Annotated in this window: 9 protein-coding genes; 4 read left to right on the top strand and 5 right to left on the bottom strand. The window is 73.7% G+C overall.

Translation table 11 applies throughout. The features are described 5' to 3' along the window. Nucleotides 1-89 precede the first annotated feature (89 nt). Nucleotides 90-1,547, top strand: coding sequence for an acyl-CoA synthetase (locus tag ACQUQD_RS27740; protein ID WP_428954854.1), 1,458 nt, complete (start codon nucleotides 90-92; stop codon nucleotides 1,545-1,547). After that, nucleotides 1,540-2,877, top strand: a complete 1,338-nt coding sequence (locus tag ACQUQD_RS27735) for a carboxyl transferase domain-containing protein (protein ID WP_428954853.1) — start codon at nucleotides 1,540-1,542, stop codon at nucleotides 2,875-2,877. Before ACQUQD_RS27740 ends, ACQUQD_RS27735 begins: the two co-directional genes overlap by 8 nt. Before the next feature lie 340 nt (nucleotides 2,878-3,217). On the opposite strand, the gene ACQUQD_RS27730 is transcribed toward ACQUQD_RS27735, so the two are convergent. From ACQUQD_RS27730 to ACQUQD_RS27710, 5 genes are all read right to left on the bottom strand, one after another. Further along, nucleotides 3,218-3,994: an ABC transporter ATP-binding protein gene (locus ACQUQD_RS27730; protein ID WP_428954852.1), complete on the bottom strand. Its 777-nt coding sequence runs from the start codon at nucleotides 3,992-3,994 to the stop codon at nucleotides 3,218-3,220. After that, complete coding sequence (locus ACQUQD_RS27725; protein ID WP_428954851.1) at nucleotides 3,981-5,024, bottom strand: ABC transporter substrate-binding protein; 1,044 nt, start codon at nucleotides 5,022-5,024, stop codon at nucleotides 3,981-3,983. The genes ACQUQD_RS27730 and ACQUQD_RS27725 overlap by 14 nt, the downstream gene beginning before the upstream one ends. A gap of 35 nt (nucleotides 5,025-5,059) precedes the next feature. Then, the gene (locus ACQUQD_RS27720; RefSeq protein ID WP_428954850.1) at nucleotides 5,060-5,917 is read right to left on the bottom strand and encodes an ABC transporter permease; all 858 of its coding nucleotides are present in this window, start codon (nucleotides 5,915-5,917) and stop codon (nucleotides 5,060-5,062) included. Next, nucleotides 5,914-7,008: an LLM class flavin-dependent oxidoreductase gene (locus tag ACQUQD_RS27715; RefSeq protein WP_428954849.1), complete on the bottom strand. Its 1,095-nt coding sequence runs from the start codon at nucleotides 7,006-7,008 to the stop codon at nucleotides 5,914-5,916. The genes ACQUQD_RS27720 and ACQUQD_RS27715 overlap by 4 nt, the downstream gene beginning before the upstream one ends. 366 nt (nucleotides 7,009-7,374) lie before the next feature. Then, nucleotides 7,375-11,040 carry a S8 family serine peptidase gene (locus ACQUQD_RS27710; protein ID WP_428954848.1) on the bottom strand — a complete coding sequence of 1,222 codons (3,666 nt, stop codon included), beginning with the start codon at nucleotides 11,038-11,040 and terminating at the stop codon, nucleotides 7,375-7,377. A gap of 596 nt (nucleotides 11,041-11,636) precedes the next feature. Between ACQUQD_RS27710 and ACQUQD_RS27705 the strand changes: the two genes are divergently transcribed. Next, the gene (locus ACQUQD_RS27705; protein ID WP_428954847.1) at nucleotides 11,637-12,674 is read left to right on the top strand and encodes a rod shape-determining protein; all 1,038 of its coding nucleotides are present in this window, start codon (nucleotides 11,637-11,639) and stop codon (nucleotides 12,672-12,674) included. 27 nt (nucleotides 12,675-12,701) lie between these two features. After that, on the top strand, nucleotides 12,702-14,177 hold the full coding sequence (locus ACQUQD_RS27700) for a sensor histidine kinase (protein WP_428954846.1): 1,476 nt from the start codon (nucleotides 12,702-12,704) through the stop codon (nucleotides 14,175-14,177). Nucleotides 14,178-14,274 lie beyond the last annotated feature (97 nt).

Here is a 14,274-nt window from a genome sequence, read left to right as displayed (position 1 = left end):
GTGGGCGGCTGCCAGACGGCACGCTCGGATTGGCTCAGCCACTGAGCCAATCAGGATGGTCCGCTCACCGCATCGCTAGGAGCGTTCACGTGCCCCGTCTCCTCCCGGCCCTGGCCGACACCCCCGACCGCCCCGCGCTGCGCTTCGGCGAACGCGCCCTGACCTATGGCGAACTGGCTTCGGCCGCCGCCCCGTTGGCGTCCCGGCTGCGCGGTTCGGCCCGGGTCGCCGTGTGGGCGACGCCTTCCCTGGAGACCGCGGTCGGCGTGGTCGCGGCGCTGCTCGCCGGGGTCGCCGCCGTCCCGGTCAACCCGAAGTCGGGCGCGAGCGAGCTCGGCCACATCGTGGCGGACAGTGCCCCGGACGCGGTCCTCGCGGCGCCGGGCACCGAACTCCCGGCCGCGCTGGCCGCGTTGCCGCGCATCGACATCGGCGTACCGCCGCAGCCGGGGCGGCCGGCCGCGCTGCCCGACGAGCCGGACGACCCCGAGGCGCCGGCCTTCGTCGTCTACACCTCCGGCACGACCGGCCCGCCCAAGGGCGCCGTGCTGCCGCGCCGTGCCGTCTCCTCGACGCTCGACGCGCTGCGGGACGCCTGGCAGTGGACCGAGGCCGACACCCTGGTGCACGGTCTGCCGCTGTTCCACGTGCACGGGCTGATCCTGGGGATCGTGGGCCCGCTGCGCCGGGGCGGCGCGGTGCGGCACCTCGGGAGGTTCGACACCGAGGGCGTGACGCGCGAGCTGTCGTCGGGGGCGACGATGCTGTTCGGCGTGCCCACGATGTACCACCGGGTCGCGGAGGCGCTGCCCACCGACCCGGCGCTCGCGAAGGCGCTGGCGTCGGCCCGGCTGCTGGTGTCCGGTTCGGCGGCGCTGCCGGTCCACGACCACGAGCGGATCACCGCGGCCACCGGTCAGCGGGTCGTCGAGCGGTACGGCATGACCGAGACGCTGATGAACACCAGCGTGCGCGCGGACGGTGAGCCGCGCCCCGGCACGGTCGGCGTGCCGCTGCCGGGGGTGGAGCTGCGCCTCACGGAGGACGACGGCACGACCGAGGTGCCCGCCGGCGATCCCGAGGCCGTCGGCGAGATCCAGGTCCGCGGGCCCAACCTGTTCCTGGAGTACCTGAACCGGCCCGACGCCACGGCGGCCGCCTTCGCGCCGGGCGGCTGGTTCCGCACGGGCGACATGGCCGTGCGCGACCCCGACGGCTACGTCCGCATCATCGGCCGCAAGGCCACCGACCTGATCAAGAGCGGCGGTTACAAGATCGGCGCGGGCGAGATCGAGAACGCGCTCCTGGAGCACCCCGGCGTCAAGGAGGCCGCGGTCACCGGCGCCCCCGACGCCGATCTGGGCGAGCGCGTGGTGGCCTGGATCGTGCCGGCCGACGACGACCACCGCCCGGGCGCCGACGAGCTGGCCGACCATGTCGCCGCGCGGCTGTCCCCGCACAAGCGCCCCCGCACCGTGCACTACCTGGAGGCACTGCCCCGCAACGACATGGGCAAGATCCTCAAGCGGGCGCTCCCCGATGGCTGACGGCACGGGCGCCCGGGCCGTCCTCGGCACGGTCTGCGACCCGGGCACCTTCCGCGAACTCCCGCGCCCCGCCGCGCCGGAGCGCCCCGACCCGCTCGGCTGGCCGGGCTACGGCGCGTCCCGCGAGCGTGCGGCGGCGCGGACCGGTGAGACGGAGTCCGTCGTCACCGGCACCGCCGAGGTCGACGGCGTGCCCGCCGTCCTCATCGCCTTCGAGTTCGGCTACCTGGGCGGATCGCTCGGCCAGGAGACCGGCGACCGGATCGAGGCCGCCCACCGCCACGCCCGCGCGCACCGCCTCCCGGTGGTGCCGCTGATCGCCACGGGCGGCAGCCGGATGCAGGAGGGCATGACCGCCCTGACCCAGCTCCAGCGCGTGGCGGGCCAGTCGGCGCTGACCCGCGCCGCGGGCCTGCCGCAGATCGCCGTGGTGCGCGACCCGACGACGGGCGGCGGCTGGGCCACCCTGGGCGCGGGCGCCGACCTGACGCTCGCCCTGGCGGGGGCGCAGATCGGTTTCGCCGGGTCCCGGGTGCGCCCGCCGGACGCGGACCCGGCGGCGTACGGCGCGCCGGGGCAGCTGCGGGCGGGCGCGGTCGACGCGGTCGTGGCGCCGGACGCGCTGCGGGCCGCGCTCGGCCGCCGGCTGCGGCTGCTGACCCGCCCGGCCGTGGGCCCCGCGCCCGTCCCGCACGCCCTGGGCCGTACCGACCTGCCCGCGACCGGCTGGGACGCGGTCCTGCGGGCCCGCGCTCCCGAACGGCCGCGCGCCGACGCCTACTTGGACGCCTACTTCACGTACCGCGAGGAGCTGCGCGGGGATCGCGCGGGCGGCACCGACGACGGCATGCGCTGCGGTTTCGGTGAGCACGCGGGGCGGACGGTCGCGTACGCCGCCCAGCGCGGCACGGCCACCACCCCGGCCGGCTACCGCACCGCCACCCGGCTGCTCCGGCTCGCGGGCCGGCTCGGCATCCCGGTGCTCACTCTCGTCGACACCCCGGGGGCGGCGAGCGACGCGGCGGCGGAGCGGGCGGGGGCGGGCGCGGCGATCGCCGAACTGTTCCTCGCGGTCGCCGAGTCGCCGGTGCCGGTCACCACCCTGGTCATCGGTGAGGGCGGTTCGGGGGGCGCGCTCGCGCTGGCCGCGCCCGGCAACACCTGGGTGGCCCCGGACGCGTACTTCTCGGTGATCGCTCCGGAACTGGCCGCCGCGATCCTCAAGCGCCCGCCCGATCAGGCACCGCAGACCGCCGACCACCTCCGCATCCGTCCCCAGGACCTGGTCGAGCTGGGCGTCGTCCGGGGGATCGCGACGGCGTCGGCATGATCCCGGAAACGAACAGGCGAGCAGTTGTTCCCGCGAACAGGTGATCGTGGCGCCAGAAATTGCATGAGGCACGGGTGACCAACGATGCTTACGGTGCGCAAGCAACGGGCTGCAGACCGTAGTTGACGCGCACCCGGCCCATGTCCCAAGCAGGGCCGGGGTGTTGGTCCCACACACAAGCACCATCGCAAGGAGAAGCACCACCATGAACCTGCTCACCGACATCCTCGCCGGCATCGTCCACTTCGTCGGCTGGCTGGTGTAACACCGTCGGACGCAAGCGCGGCGCCGTCTCCCCCGGTCCCACGGGGAGGCGGCGCCGCCGCGTTCGCGCGGACCCTCAGGCCCCGGCCGCCTCGCGGGTCGCGACCGCCAACTCGCCGCGCAGGCGCGAGAACCCGGCCGTCGCCCGCAGTCCGGCGACATCGGCCGCACCGCGGTCGAGCCCGATGGGCACCTCGGCGACGATCCGGCCCGGACCGGCCGCCATCACCAGGACCCGCGAGCCCAGGAGGACGGCTTCCTCCGCGGAGTGCGTGACGAACAGGACGGTGGTCCCGGTGGCGTCGGCCAGGGACCGCACCTCCTCCTGGAGCCGCTCCCGGGTCAGCGCGTCGAGGGCCGCGAACGGCTCGTCCATCAGCAGGATCTGCGGCTCGGTCGCCAGCGCGCGGGCGATCGCGACCCGTTGCTGCTGCCCGCCGGACAGCTCCCAGGTGCGCCGCCCGGCCATCCCGGCGAGCCCCACCCGCTCCAGCAACTCAGCTGCTTTTGCCGCTCGTTGAGCGCGGGGCACCCCGTGGCGGGCCAGTGCGAAGGCGACGTTCCCGCCGGCCGTGCGCCAGGGGAACAGGCGGGGCTGCTGGAAGACGACGCCGACCGGGCGGCGCACGTCGACGTCGCCCTGTGCCGCCCGTTCGAACCCGGCGACGAGCCGCAGCAGCGTCGTCTTGCCGCAGCCGGACGGTCCGACGAGCACCACGAACTCACCCGCGCCGACGCTCAGGGACACGTCCTCGACAGCGGTGACGGGTGCCTTGGCGCCGCCGTAGCGGACGGTGACGCCGTCGAGCACGATGTCCGCCGCCGGGGCCCCGGCGTCCTCAGCGGGCGGCACGGGCCAGCTCCTCGACCGCGAGAGCCTTGTCGAACACGGCCCGGGACGGCACCGCGTCCACCGCCTTCTGTCCCTTGAGGAACACGGCGGCGTCCCGCAGGTTCACGGCCAGCTTGCCGGGCGCGCCGGGCGTGCCCAGGTAGTCGGGGCCCTGCTGCTCCTTCGCGCTGAGCAGCACGAGCTGCTTCAGCTGGGCCTTCGCCTCGGCGGCGGGGATGCCGAGTTCGGCGCCGATGGAGGCGGCGGCCTTGTCGGGGTCGGACGTGGCCTGCGCGACGGCCTTGTCCTCGGCCTTCAGCCAGGCGGTGACGATGTCCGGGTGTTCCTCGGCGAAGTCGTTCGTGACGACGCCCAGGTCGGCGGTGGGCTTTCCGGCGTCGGCGATCTTCCGGCTGGTGGTGAGGACGGTGCCGTCCTTCTCCAGCTCGCCCAGGGTGGGCGTCCACACGTATGCGGCGTCGATGTCGCCCCGCTGCCACGCGGCCAGCGCGTCCTGCGGCTGGAGGTCGACGAGCGTGACGTCCGAGGCCTTCAGCCCGGCCGCGTCGAGGGCGGCGAGCAGCGAGTAGTGGGAGGTGGAGCCGAAGGGGGTGGCGATCTTCTTCCCCTTGAGCCCCTTCACCGAGGTGATGCCCTTGCCCTTCTTGGCGACGAGGGCTTCGTTGTCACCGATGACGTCGTGGATCCACAGCACCTTGTAGGGGATGTTCAGGGGTGCGGACAGGCCCTTGGTCACCGGGCTCGATCCGGCGAGGCCGAGGTCCACCGCGCCGGAGATGACGGCCGTGTTGACGTCGCCGCCGGAGTCGAACTTCACCCACTTCACCTCGGCGTCCGGCAGCGCCTTCTCCAGCAGGCGCTGCTGCTTCACGACGAGGTCGGCGTTGGGTATCGCCTGGTAGGCGATACGCACTTGAGTTCTTCCGGACGCGGCGTCGGAGCCTCCGGTACCGCAGGCGGTCGCGGTGGCGGCGAGGACGAGGGCGGCGGTGCCGGCGAGGAACGCGCGGCGGGTGGCGGTTTCGGGCATGACGGATCTCCAAAGGGCGTGGTGCGTAAGGGACTTCAGGCGCGGCTGCGCCAGGGGACCGCGATCCGCTCGACGGCCTTGAGCAGCGCGTCGAGCACGATGCCGGAGACGCCGATGGCGAGGATGCCGACGATCACGACGGCGGTCTGGTTGTAGCGCTGGGCGTCGCGGATCATGCCGCCGATGCCGGGGACGCCGTTGACGGTCTCGGCGGCGACGACGGAGGTGTAGGCGACGCCGACGGCGATCCGGATGCCGGTGAGGATCTCCGGCAGCGCGGCCGGCAGCCGCACGGACAGCAGCAGGGTGCCCGGCCCCGAGCCCAGGGCCCGTGCCGCTTCCAGGAGTTCGCCGGGCACGTCGCGCACGGCGGCGGCCGTGGCGGCGGCGATCGGCGGCAGCGCGGCGACCACGAGCAGCCAGATCTTCGGGGACTCGTCGATGCCGAACCAGATGACGAGGAGGGAGAGGTACGCGAGCGGCGGCAGGGTCCGCAGGAAGGTGACGGCGGGTTCCAGGACGACGGCGACGGGCTTCACCGCGCCGATGACGAGGCCCAGCGGTACGCCGACGAGGGCGGCGTACCCGGTGCCGATGCCGATGCGGCGCAGGCTGACCAGGAGGTGGTCGGTGAGGAGGTGGCCGCTGTAGCCGTCGGTCATGCCCACGGTGAAGGCGTGCCGGACGTCTCCCGGCGACGGGACGAGCACCCGGGGCCAGAGTTCGGCGGAGACGGCGGCCTGCCAGGCCGCCAGGAGTACGGCCAGGGCGATGGCCCTGAGGGCTGTCCAGCGCAGCGCCGTGGCGCGGGGGCTCCCCCGCCGCGCCGCCGCCGTCGGCGGGATCTCTCTCGTCCGCGGCCGGTCGCGCCCCTTCAGGTCCAGCGCGCTCATCCGGCGCCGCCCACCAGCTGCCGCAGCCGCGGAGCGACCTCCTCGCCGACCCGGAACGCCTCCTCCAGATGCGGATATCCGGAGAGGATGAACTCGTCGATGCCCAACTGCCGGTACTCGTAAAGGCGTTGGGCCACCTCGTCGTGGCTGCCCACGAGTGCGGTGCCCGCGCCCTCCCGGACCAGGCCGATGCCCGCCCACAGGTTGGGGGCGATGGTCAGGCCGTCCGTGGAGCCGCCGTGCAGGGCGGTCATCCGGGCCTGGCCGGTGGAGTCCATGCGGGCGAAGCGTTCCTGGCTGGCGCGGATGGCCTCCGGGTCCATGCCGGACAGGATGCGGTCGGCCTCGGCCCACGCCTCGTCGGCCGTGTCGCGGCTGATGACGTGCAGCCGCAGCCCGAAGCGGAGCGACGGATTGCGGCCCCGCAGCCGCTCGACGCGCTCGGCGACGGCGGCCGGCGGTTCGCCCCACAGCAGCTGGACGTCGGCGCGGCGCGCGGCGACGTCCTCGGCGGCCCGTGACGCGCCGCCGAAGTACAGCGGCACCTTGTGCTGGACGGCCGGGTCGGTCAGCTGGGCGCCCTCGACCTGGACGTGCTGCCCCTGGAAGTCGATGCGCTTGCCGTCGAGGAGATCGCGCAGCACGGCCATCACCTCGTCGGTGCGGCCGTAGCGCTGGTCGTGCGCCAACTGGTCTCCGTAGGAGCGCTGTTCGACGGAGTCACCGCCGGTGACGACGTTCAGGCGCAGCCGTCCGCCGGTGAACCGGCGGAACGCGTCAGCCTGTTGGGCCAGCAGCGTGGGACTGGCGAAGCCCGCCCGGAAGGCGACGAGGAACCCGATGCGCTCGGTGTGCTGGGAGAGCGCGGAGGACAGGATCCACGGGTCGACGCAGCCGAGCCCCACGGGGGTCAGCAGCGAAGTGAATCCGGCCTGTTCGGCGGCGCGGGCGACCTGCGCCAGGTAGCCGACGTCGGCCGGGCGCCGGGTCGCGGTGCCGCTCCTGGCCTGCACGGCGGTGACGCCTCCGGGGTCGCGTCCGTCCCCGCCGGTGGGCAGGAACCAGTGCAGCAGCGGTTGGGTTTCGGGCATGGGGGCACCTCGGGCCTACGACGGGGTGGCAAGGGCAGGACGGCGCGCCGCACGCCTCACGGGGGCGGAGCGCGAAAGGGAGAAGGTGCCGCTACGGCGTGCCGGAGTGGATCAGCAACCGGCCGTACGGCACTGCGAGTCGGCCCGACAGAGCATCGTGGAGACACGCAGCAGATCCACGTGACGACGCGAGACGAGTACGGGGGCCATGCCCCGCATCCTGTCCGCGCACACACCACCACGACAAGCATGTTCCGCATCATGGACGGAGCCGTCTCGCCATACGGAATGCCGAAGGCCCGGCGCGACGTGGTTCCGCACCGGGCCCCGGCCCGTGATTCCCCTGTTCCCAGGGGCTTCAGGGCACTACTTCACGCCCACCGCCCGGATGATCTCCTGGGACACGGAGCCGCCCTTGTCGTCCTTCGCCGACGCGCGCAGCGAGATGTACTGCGCGCCGCGGGGCACGCTCAGGCTGCCCTTCCAGGAGGCGCCGCGGCCGTCGAGGGCCACGGACTTCCAGGTCCTGCCGTCGTCGTAGGACACCTCCAGCTTTCCGCCGCCGATGGTGCCGGTGCCGGACGCGTCCTGCACGTACTGGCCGTAGATCCCGACCGGGACGCGCGAGCCGCCGCGGACGTCGCCCGCGAGGTCGGTGTCGACGTCGAAGCCGAGGTTGATCAGCGGCAGGTACGTCCACTTGTCGTCCGGGGTCTCGGCCGATCTGACCGTCCACTCGGCGTGGCCCTCGGTCGACAGCTTCCAGCGCTCGGGGTCGAGCGTGGTGTCGGTGGTGACCTTGTACGTGTGCTCGGCCGGGTCGGCGTCCCACACGTACACGCCGGAGCCCTGCTTGCGGCCGCCGGGCACCCCGTCGACGGACACCTCGGTGAACTGGGTCATGCCGGTCGTGTCGGACCACGCGTCGCCGAAGCCGGTGTGGTCGGGCCCGGAGTCGCCCCAGCCCGGGGTGTTGAACTGCAGGGTGGAGCCGGAGCGCTGCTGGCCCCAGCCGAGGCCGGTGCCCAGCCACGGGTGCCAGACCGGCTTGAACCAGTCGAGGTCCTGGTGCGAGCCGCCCTTGTAGGTGATGACGCCGCTGCGCTGCTCCAGGTCGGTCGGGCCGGTCTGCACGGACTCGTGCCATCTCTGGCCGGTGCCGGTGGAGACGTAGTCGGTGCGCTCGGCCGGGTAGGCGATCTTCTCCAGGAAGCCGATGCCGATCGGGAAGGTGTCGGTGAGGGAGTACCGGTACTCGCCGCCGTCCTGCGGCTTCACCGCGTGGAACTTGGCGTCCAGCACGGCGAGTTCACGCTTGCCGGGCTCGTACGTCAGGTCGCCCTTCGGCACGGCCCCCTTGTGCTCGTCCGCGAGGTCGTACACCCACGGCGTGTACTGCGTGCCCGTCATCGACACGGTCCGCCCCGCCTTGGCGAGCCCGGCGAGCGTGGCGCCGGCGGCCGCGTCGACGGTCGCGATCTGCAGCGGCCGGTCACTGCCGTCGTCCGGCCCGAACCAGGCGTTGAGGCGGCCCGCCGCGTCGTCGGTCACGAACAGCGCCTCGGCGCCCGCGTCCTGGGCGGCCTGCGCGAGCTCGGCCGGGGTGAGCGCGTCGCTGCGGCGCACCAGGACGGCCTTGCCGCGGACGTTCTTGCCGGTGTAGTCGGCGGGCGCGCCGTGGCCGGCGTCGACGACGCGGAGGCGGCTGCGGCCCTCGATCAGGGTGCCGCCGCCCTGCACGGTGGCCTCCCGCAGGCCGTCGACCTGCAGGGTCGGCTTGCCCAGGCGCCACACGGTGCGGTACTCGAAGCTGCCCTCGGTCACCTTGTGGGTGGGCGCGGCGAAGACGCTGTCGTACTTCACGGGCAGCTGGACGGCACTCATGTAGTCGGCGCCGCCCGCCGTGCGGTCGGCCTCCATGAGGAGCTGCCGGGTCTGCGTGGTGCGCCCGACGTCGGCCGTGATCTCCTTCAACTGCCGTCCGTCCAGGGTGATCTCGCGGTCCCGGTCGAGCGTGATCTCGGGGTCGGCGAGATAGCCGAGCCCGAGCGAGTCCTTGCCGTGGCTGCCGCGCACGTCCAGGTAGGACTCCAGGTAGTACGAGCCGGGCTTGAGCCGCAGCTGGAGGGTGCCGGAGTCACCGACGGCGGCCGGGAACGGGTCGGTGTTCGCGGTGAGCTGCTGCACCCCGAGATGGGCGGCGGTCGGCGCGCCGGACCGGTCCTTCACATGGACGGTCAGCGTGTACCGCTCCTCCTCCTTCACGAGGCCGAACGCCGTGTGCGCGACGGTCTTCCCGCCCGAGGCGGCGACGATCTGCCCGCTGGTGCTGCCGACGGGGGCCTCGGCGCCGTCGCCGGTGACGGTGGTGGCGGCGGTGCCGTGCGCCGGAACGGTCAGCGTGCTGTCGGCGAGCGTGGCGACGCCTTCGGCCGCTCCCTGCACGGCGAGCTTCAACTCCACCGCACTGTCACCGGAGTTGGTGTACGTGACGGTCCTCGTCACCGGCTGATTGTCCTCGTACGGCCACGTGTAGTAGCCGAGGTCGGCGCTGCCGGTGGCGGTGACCTGCGCGTCGACCGCGTCGGGCACGCTGACCCGTCCGGCGCCCAACTCGTAGGCGGAGGAGTCCAGTTCCTTGCTGCTGGACATCAGGGCGTCCTTGAGCTGCGGGCCCGTCCAGTCCGGGTGCTTCTGGGCGAGCAGCGCGGCGACTCCGGCGACGTGCGGCGTCGCCATCGACGTACCGCTCATCTCCGTGTACGCGCCTTCGCCCGCGACCAGTGAGGAGCGCGCGGCCAGGATGTCCACGCCCGGGGCGGAGACGTCGGGCTTGAGGGCGTTGTCGCCCAGGCGCGGCCCCTGGCTGGTGAAGTAGGCGGCCCGGTCGGCGGAGTCCACGGCGCCGACGGTGAGCGCGGAGTCGGCGGCGCCGGGCGAGCCGATGGAGGTGGGTGCGCCGTTGTTCCCGGCGGCGATCACGAACAGCGCCCCGGTCTGTGCGGTCAGGGAGTTGACGGCGGCGGCCATCGGATCGGTGCCGTCGCTGGCCTCCTGCGACCCGAGGCTCATGGAGATGACCTTGGCCTTGATGTCCTTGGCGGCCCACTCCATACCGGCGATGATCTGCGACTCGCTGCCGGAGCCCTCGTTGCTGAGCACCTTGCCGACGGCGAGGGTGGCGTCCGGGGCGACGCCCTTCTCCTTGCCGTCGGAGGCGGCACCGGAACCGCCGACGGTCGAGGTGACGTGGGTGCCGTGGCCGTTGCGGTCGGCGACCTCCTCGCCCTCGATGAACGACTTCGACTCGCTCACCCGCGAGGCGAGATCGGGGTGGGAGGAGTCGTACCCGGTGTCGAGGACGGCGACCTTCACGCCCTTGCCGGTGAGCCCCGCCTCCCAGGCCTTCGGGGTGCCGATCTGCTCGTTGCTCGCGGCCATGTCGGCCTCGACCCGGCCGTCGAGCCACACCTTGCTGACGCCGTCGGCGAAGCCGCTGCCGGTCGTGGCGGCGTTCCAGAAGGTCCGGCCCTTCGCGGCGTCGAGCGCGGCGCCGCCGATGCTGCCGAGCGTCCGGGTGCGCTCGGCGCCCCGCGGCACGGCCCGGGCGGCGCGGGCGGCCTTGCTGCCGTAGGTCACGATGAGGGGCGTCGCGTCGGCCTTGCCGTCCGCGAGGCCCTGCCGTATCAGTTCGCTGACGTTGAACAGGCGCGCGTCGAGGGTGCCCGCCGCCAGGTAGGGCCGGGCCTCGTCGGGGACGACACTGACGTCGCCGTGCGCCACCTGGGTACGGACGGCGCCGGTCGCGCCGGCGGCCCGGTCCACGGTGACGGTCCGCTTGTCACCGCCGAGCTCCGTCACGGTCACCTTGTCGCCGGTCACCAGGGTCACGGTGTGCGCGGCGGCCGCGGTCCTCGTCGCCTTCGGCGCGGCCGCGGGGGCGGCCTGTGCGCCACCGCCGGGCAGCAGCGCGAACGCGATACCGGCCGACAGCAGGGCCGCGCCACGTCTCGCGGCAGGTCCTCTGGTCATCGTCGCCTCTCTTCATAGGCCTCGGATCGGGGGTCACCCGAGTGCTGTGAAGAGTTTCAAGGGGCATGTGTTGCAGGGACGTTGACTGGTGCTGGCGGGAAGCTGCCCTGGCACGTTCCCGCCAGCGGGCGGCACACCGGCCGCGGACGCCCGGCCCCCTCGCGCGCACCCCGGACTCCACCGGCCGCCCGGTCCGCGTGGTCCCCCGCGTCTCGCCGCCCGTCATACCGGCGTACCTCCAAGGCCGCTCCCCGGCCGTACGCGGCGAGGGACACCACGACGACCCGCCTCACCGCACCGGGCGCCCGTCGCGTCGTACAGAACATCCCGGAACCGGTCGGCGCCCCGTCCGGGACAGCGCTCACCGGGCGCTGGGCCTCCGGGGTGCGCGCCACGGCACGGGAGCCCCCGCCGTCCCGGTCGGCGCCGGTCGCACGGGAGGACGACGGCGGCCTCGTTCATCGAATTTTTCACCTGTTGGGCCCAGCCCCGCACGGCCTATCCCACCGCGCGGAATCCGGACCTCCGCCGCACGATGCCAAAAGGACCGCGGACCCGCGGCCCGCCCACGGTCTGCGCTCTCGGGAGGATCTGCCATGACCGTCAGTCTGGAGCAGTTGCGCCGCTGCCACTTCGCCGTCGATCTGGGTGCCGCGCGCACCCGCGTCTATGTGAAAGGCGCGGGCCTCGTCGTCGACGAGCCGAGCGCGGCGGCCATCAACACCCGCACCGGCGCCCTGATCGCGGTCGGCGAGCTCGCGGAGAAGATGACCGGCCGCACCCCCGGCTACATCCGTGTCGTCCGGCCCGTCTCCGGCGGCACCGTCGTCGACATCGAGATGGCCCAGCGGATGCTGCGCCACCTCATCGGCGAGAAACTGCGCCGCACGCTGCGCCGCAAGCCCCGGCTGCGCGCGGCGGCCTGCACCCCGCACGACGCGGACCCGCTGGCGCAGCGCGCGGCGGTCGAGACGCTGGTCGGCCTCGGCGCGCGCCGCGTCGAACTGGTCGACACCCTCATCGCCGCCGCCGTCGGCTGCGGCCTGCCGGTCGAGCAGCCCGAAGCCACGATGATCATCGTGTGCGGTGCGGCGACGACGCAGATCGCGGTGCTCTCGCTGGGCGCGATCGTGACGGCCGACCGGGTCCCGGTCGGCGGCGACGCCATCGACCACGCGGTGGTCCAGCACCTGCGCCAGCAGCACGAACTGATGCTGCCCTCGCAGTCCGTACGCCCCCTGCAGCTCGCCCTGAGCGGCAACGGCCTCACCCCGTACGGCCCCGAGCAGACCGAGATCCACGGCCGCGACGTGGCGACGGGACTGGCCCGCTCGGTGCACGTCGACACCTCCGCGGTGCGCCGCGCCATCCACACCCCGCTGACCGCCGTCCTCGACGGCATCGGCAAGGTGCTCCGCGACTGCCCGCCCGACCTGGTCGCGGACCTCGCGGACCGCGGCATCATGATGGTCGGCGGCTCGGCCCTGCTGCCCGGCCTCGACCAGATGCTGCGCGACGCGACGGGCATGCCGGTGCACATCGCCGAACGTCCCGACGTGTGCGCCGTGCAGGGCCTCGGTGCGATGCTGGAGGGCAAGATCCAGCCGCTGGTCCTGGACCCGCTGGCCGGCTGACCGCACAGACCTGGGGGCGGACGCGCGATGACCGCAGCAGCACGCGAGCCGGGGGTCCCCTCCGGCCTGTCCGTCCTCCTGGAAGCCGTGCTGAACGTCGGCTCCGAGCTCGAACTGCGCAGCACCCTGCAGCACCTGGTGGACAGTGCGGTCGCCCTGACCGGCGCCCGGCACGGCGTCCTCGGCGTCCTCGACCCGGGCCACGGCGGCCTGGTCGAAGCGGTCGGCACCGGGGACGCGGAACCCACCCTGCCGCCGGACGAGGCGCCCGGCGCGGTCGTCCACGAGCCGGGCGTCCTCGCCGTCCCCATCCACGTGCAGCAGACGGTTTTCGGCCGCCTGCGCCTGACGGGCGAGCCGTCCCGCGCGCACCCGAGCGGCTTCACCGGCGACGACCTCGACCTGCTGCGGGTCCTCGCCACACAGGCCGGCATCGCGATCGGCAACGCCCGCCTGTACGAGACCGCCAAGCAGCGCGAACGCTGGATCGAGGGCGCCGCGGCGGTGACGACGGCGCTGCTCACCGGCCGTCCCGGGGACGCCCTGACGACGGTCGCCGAACGGGCCAGACTGCTGGCCGACGCCGCGGCCGGGGTCGTCCTGCAGCCCACGGAGTCGGGCGGCATGGAGATCGTGGCGGCGTCCACGGCGGACGCCCCGGACAGCCTGATCGGCGCGACGATCCGGCCGGGCACCGCGGTCCTGGCGCAACTCCTCAGCGGGGAGCCGGTGTTCATCGACGACTCGGCGACGGACCCGCGGATGACGACCGAGGTACGGTCCCGGTTCGGCCCGAGCATGATGCTGCCGCTCCAGGCCGGCGGGAAACTGATCGGCACCCTGGCCCTGCCGCGCTCCCCCGGCTCCCGCCCGTACACCTCCGTCGACCATCTCCTGGCCACCCAGTTCGCCTCGCAGGCGGCGCTCGCCCTGGTCCTGGCCGACGCCCAGGCGGGCCGCGAGCGCCTCGCCGTCTTCGAGGACCGCGACCGCATCGCCCGCGACCTGCACGACCTGGTCGTCCAGCGGCTGTTCGCCACGGGCATGATGCTCGAATCGACGCAGCGCCGCGCCCAGGTGGGTGACGTCCGCGACACGCTCGCCCACGCCGTCGACGAGCTGGAGTCGACGATCCAGGAGGTCCGCACCACGATCTTCGCGCTCCAGCAGCCGCCGGCCGACGCACCCACCACGTTCCGCGGCAAGGTCCTGCGCGAGACGGCGGGCGCGGCCGCGATCCTCGGCTTCGCCCCGTCGGTGCACTTCACGGGCCCGGTCGAGACGGCCCTGAGCGGCCCGGTCCAGGGCCACCTCCTGACGAACCTGCGCCGCGCCCTGGCCACGGCCTCGCGCCGCACGGAGATCTCCCGGATCGACGTCACGGTCGACTCGGCGACGCCCCTGCCGGACGGCCGTCCGGGCGTACGCCTGACGGTGGCGGACGACGGCACACGGGACGACGGCGGCTCGGCCACGACGGTGACGTGGCAGTCACCGCACTGACGCCCCACAGCCCCTGCACGGGGCCGTAGTGGCACGGGATCTGCCCGAAGAATCCACGAATGAGTGAGCCGGTTTCCGCAGCATCTCGCTGAACGGG

The sequence above is a fragment of the Streptomyces sp. cg35 genome, from assembly GCF_050410835.1.
GTDB lineage: Bacteria > Actinomycetota > Actinomycetes > Streptomycetales > Streptomycetaceae > Streptomyces.
This window is presented reverse-complemented; position numbering and strand designations above follow the sequence as displayed.

Bases quoted from the DNA above. Each gene is read 5' to 3' on its own strand.
- ACQUQD_RS27735 (WP_428954853.1), top strand. From the start codon at position 1,540: ATGGCTGACGGCACGGGCGCCCGGGCCGTCCTCGGCACGGTCTGCGAC.
- ACQUQD_RS27725 (WP_428954851.1), bottom strand. From the start codon at position 5,024: ATGCCCGAAACCGCCACCCGCCGCGCGTTCCTCGCCGGCACCGCCGCC.
- ACQUQD_RS27720 (WP_428954850.1), bottom strand. From the start codon at position 5,917: ATGAGCGCGCTGGACCTGAAGGGGCGCGACCGGCCGCGGACGAGAGAG.
- ACQUQD_RS27715 (WP_428954849.1), bottom strand. From the start codon at position 7,008: ATGCCCGAAACCCAACCGCTGCTGCACTGGTTCCTGCCCACCGGCGGG.
- ACQUQD_RS27710 (WP_428954848.1), bottom strand. From the start codon at position 11,040: ATGACCAGAGGACCTGCCGCGAGACGTGGCGCGGCCCTGCTGTCGGCC.
- ACQUQD_RS27705 (WP_428954847.1), top strand. From the start codon at position 11,637: ATGACCGTCAGTCTGGAGCAGTTGCGCCGCTGCCACTTCGCCGTCGAT.
- ACQUQD_RS27700 (WP_428954846.1), top strand. From the start codon at position 12,702: ATGACCGCAGCAGCACGCGAGCCGGGGGTCCCCTCCGGCCTGTCCGTC.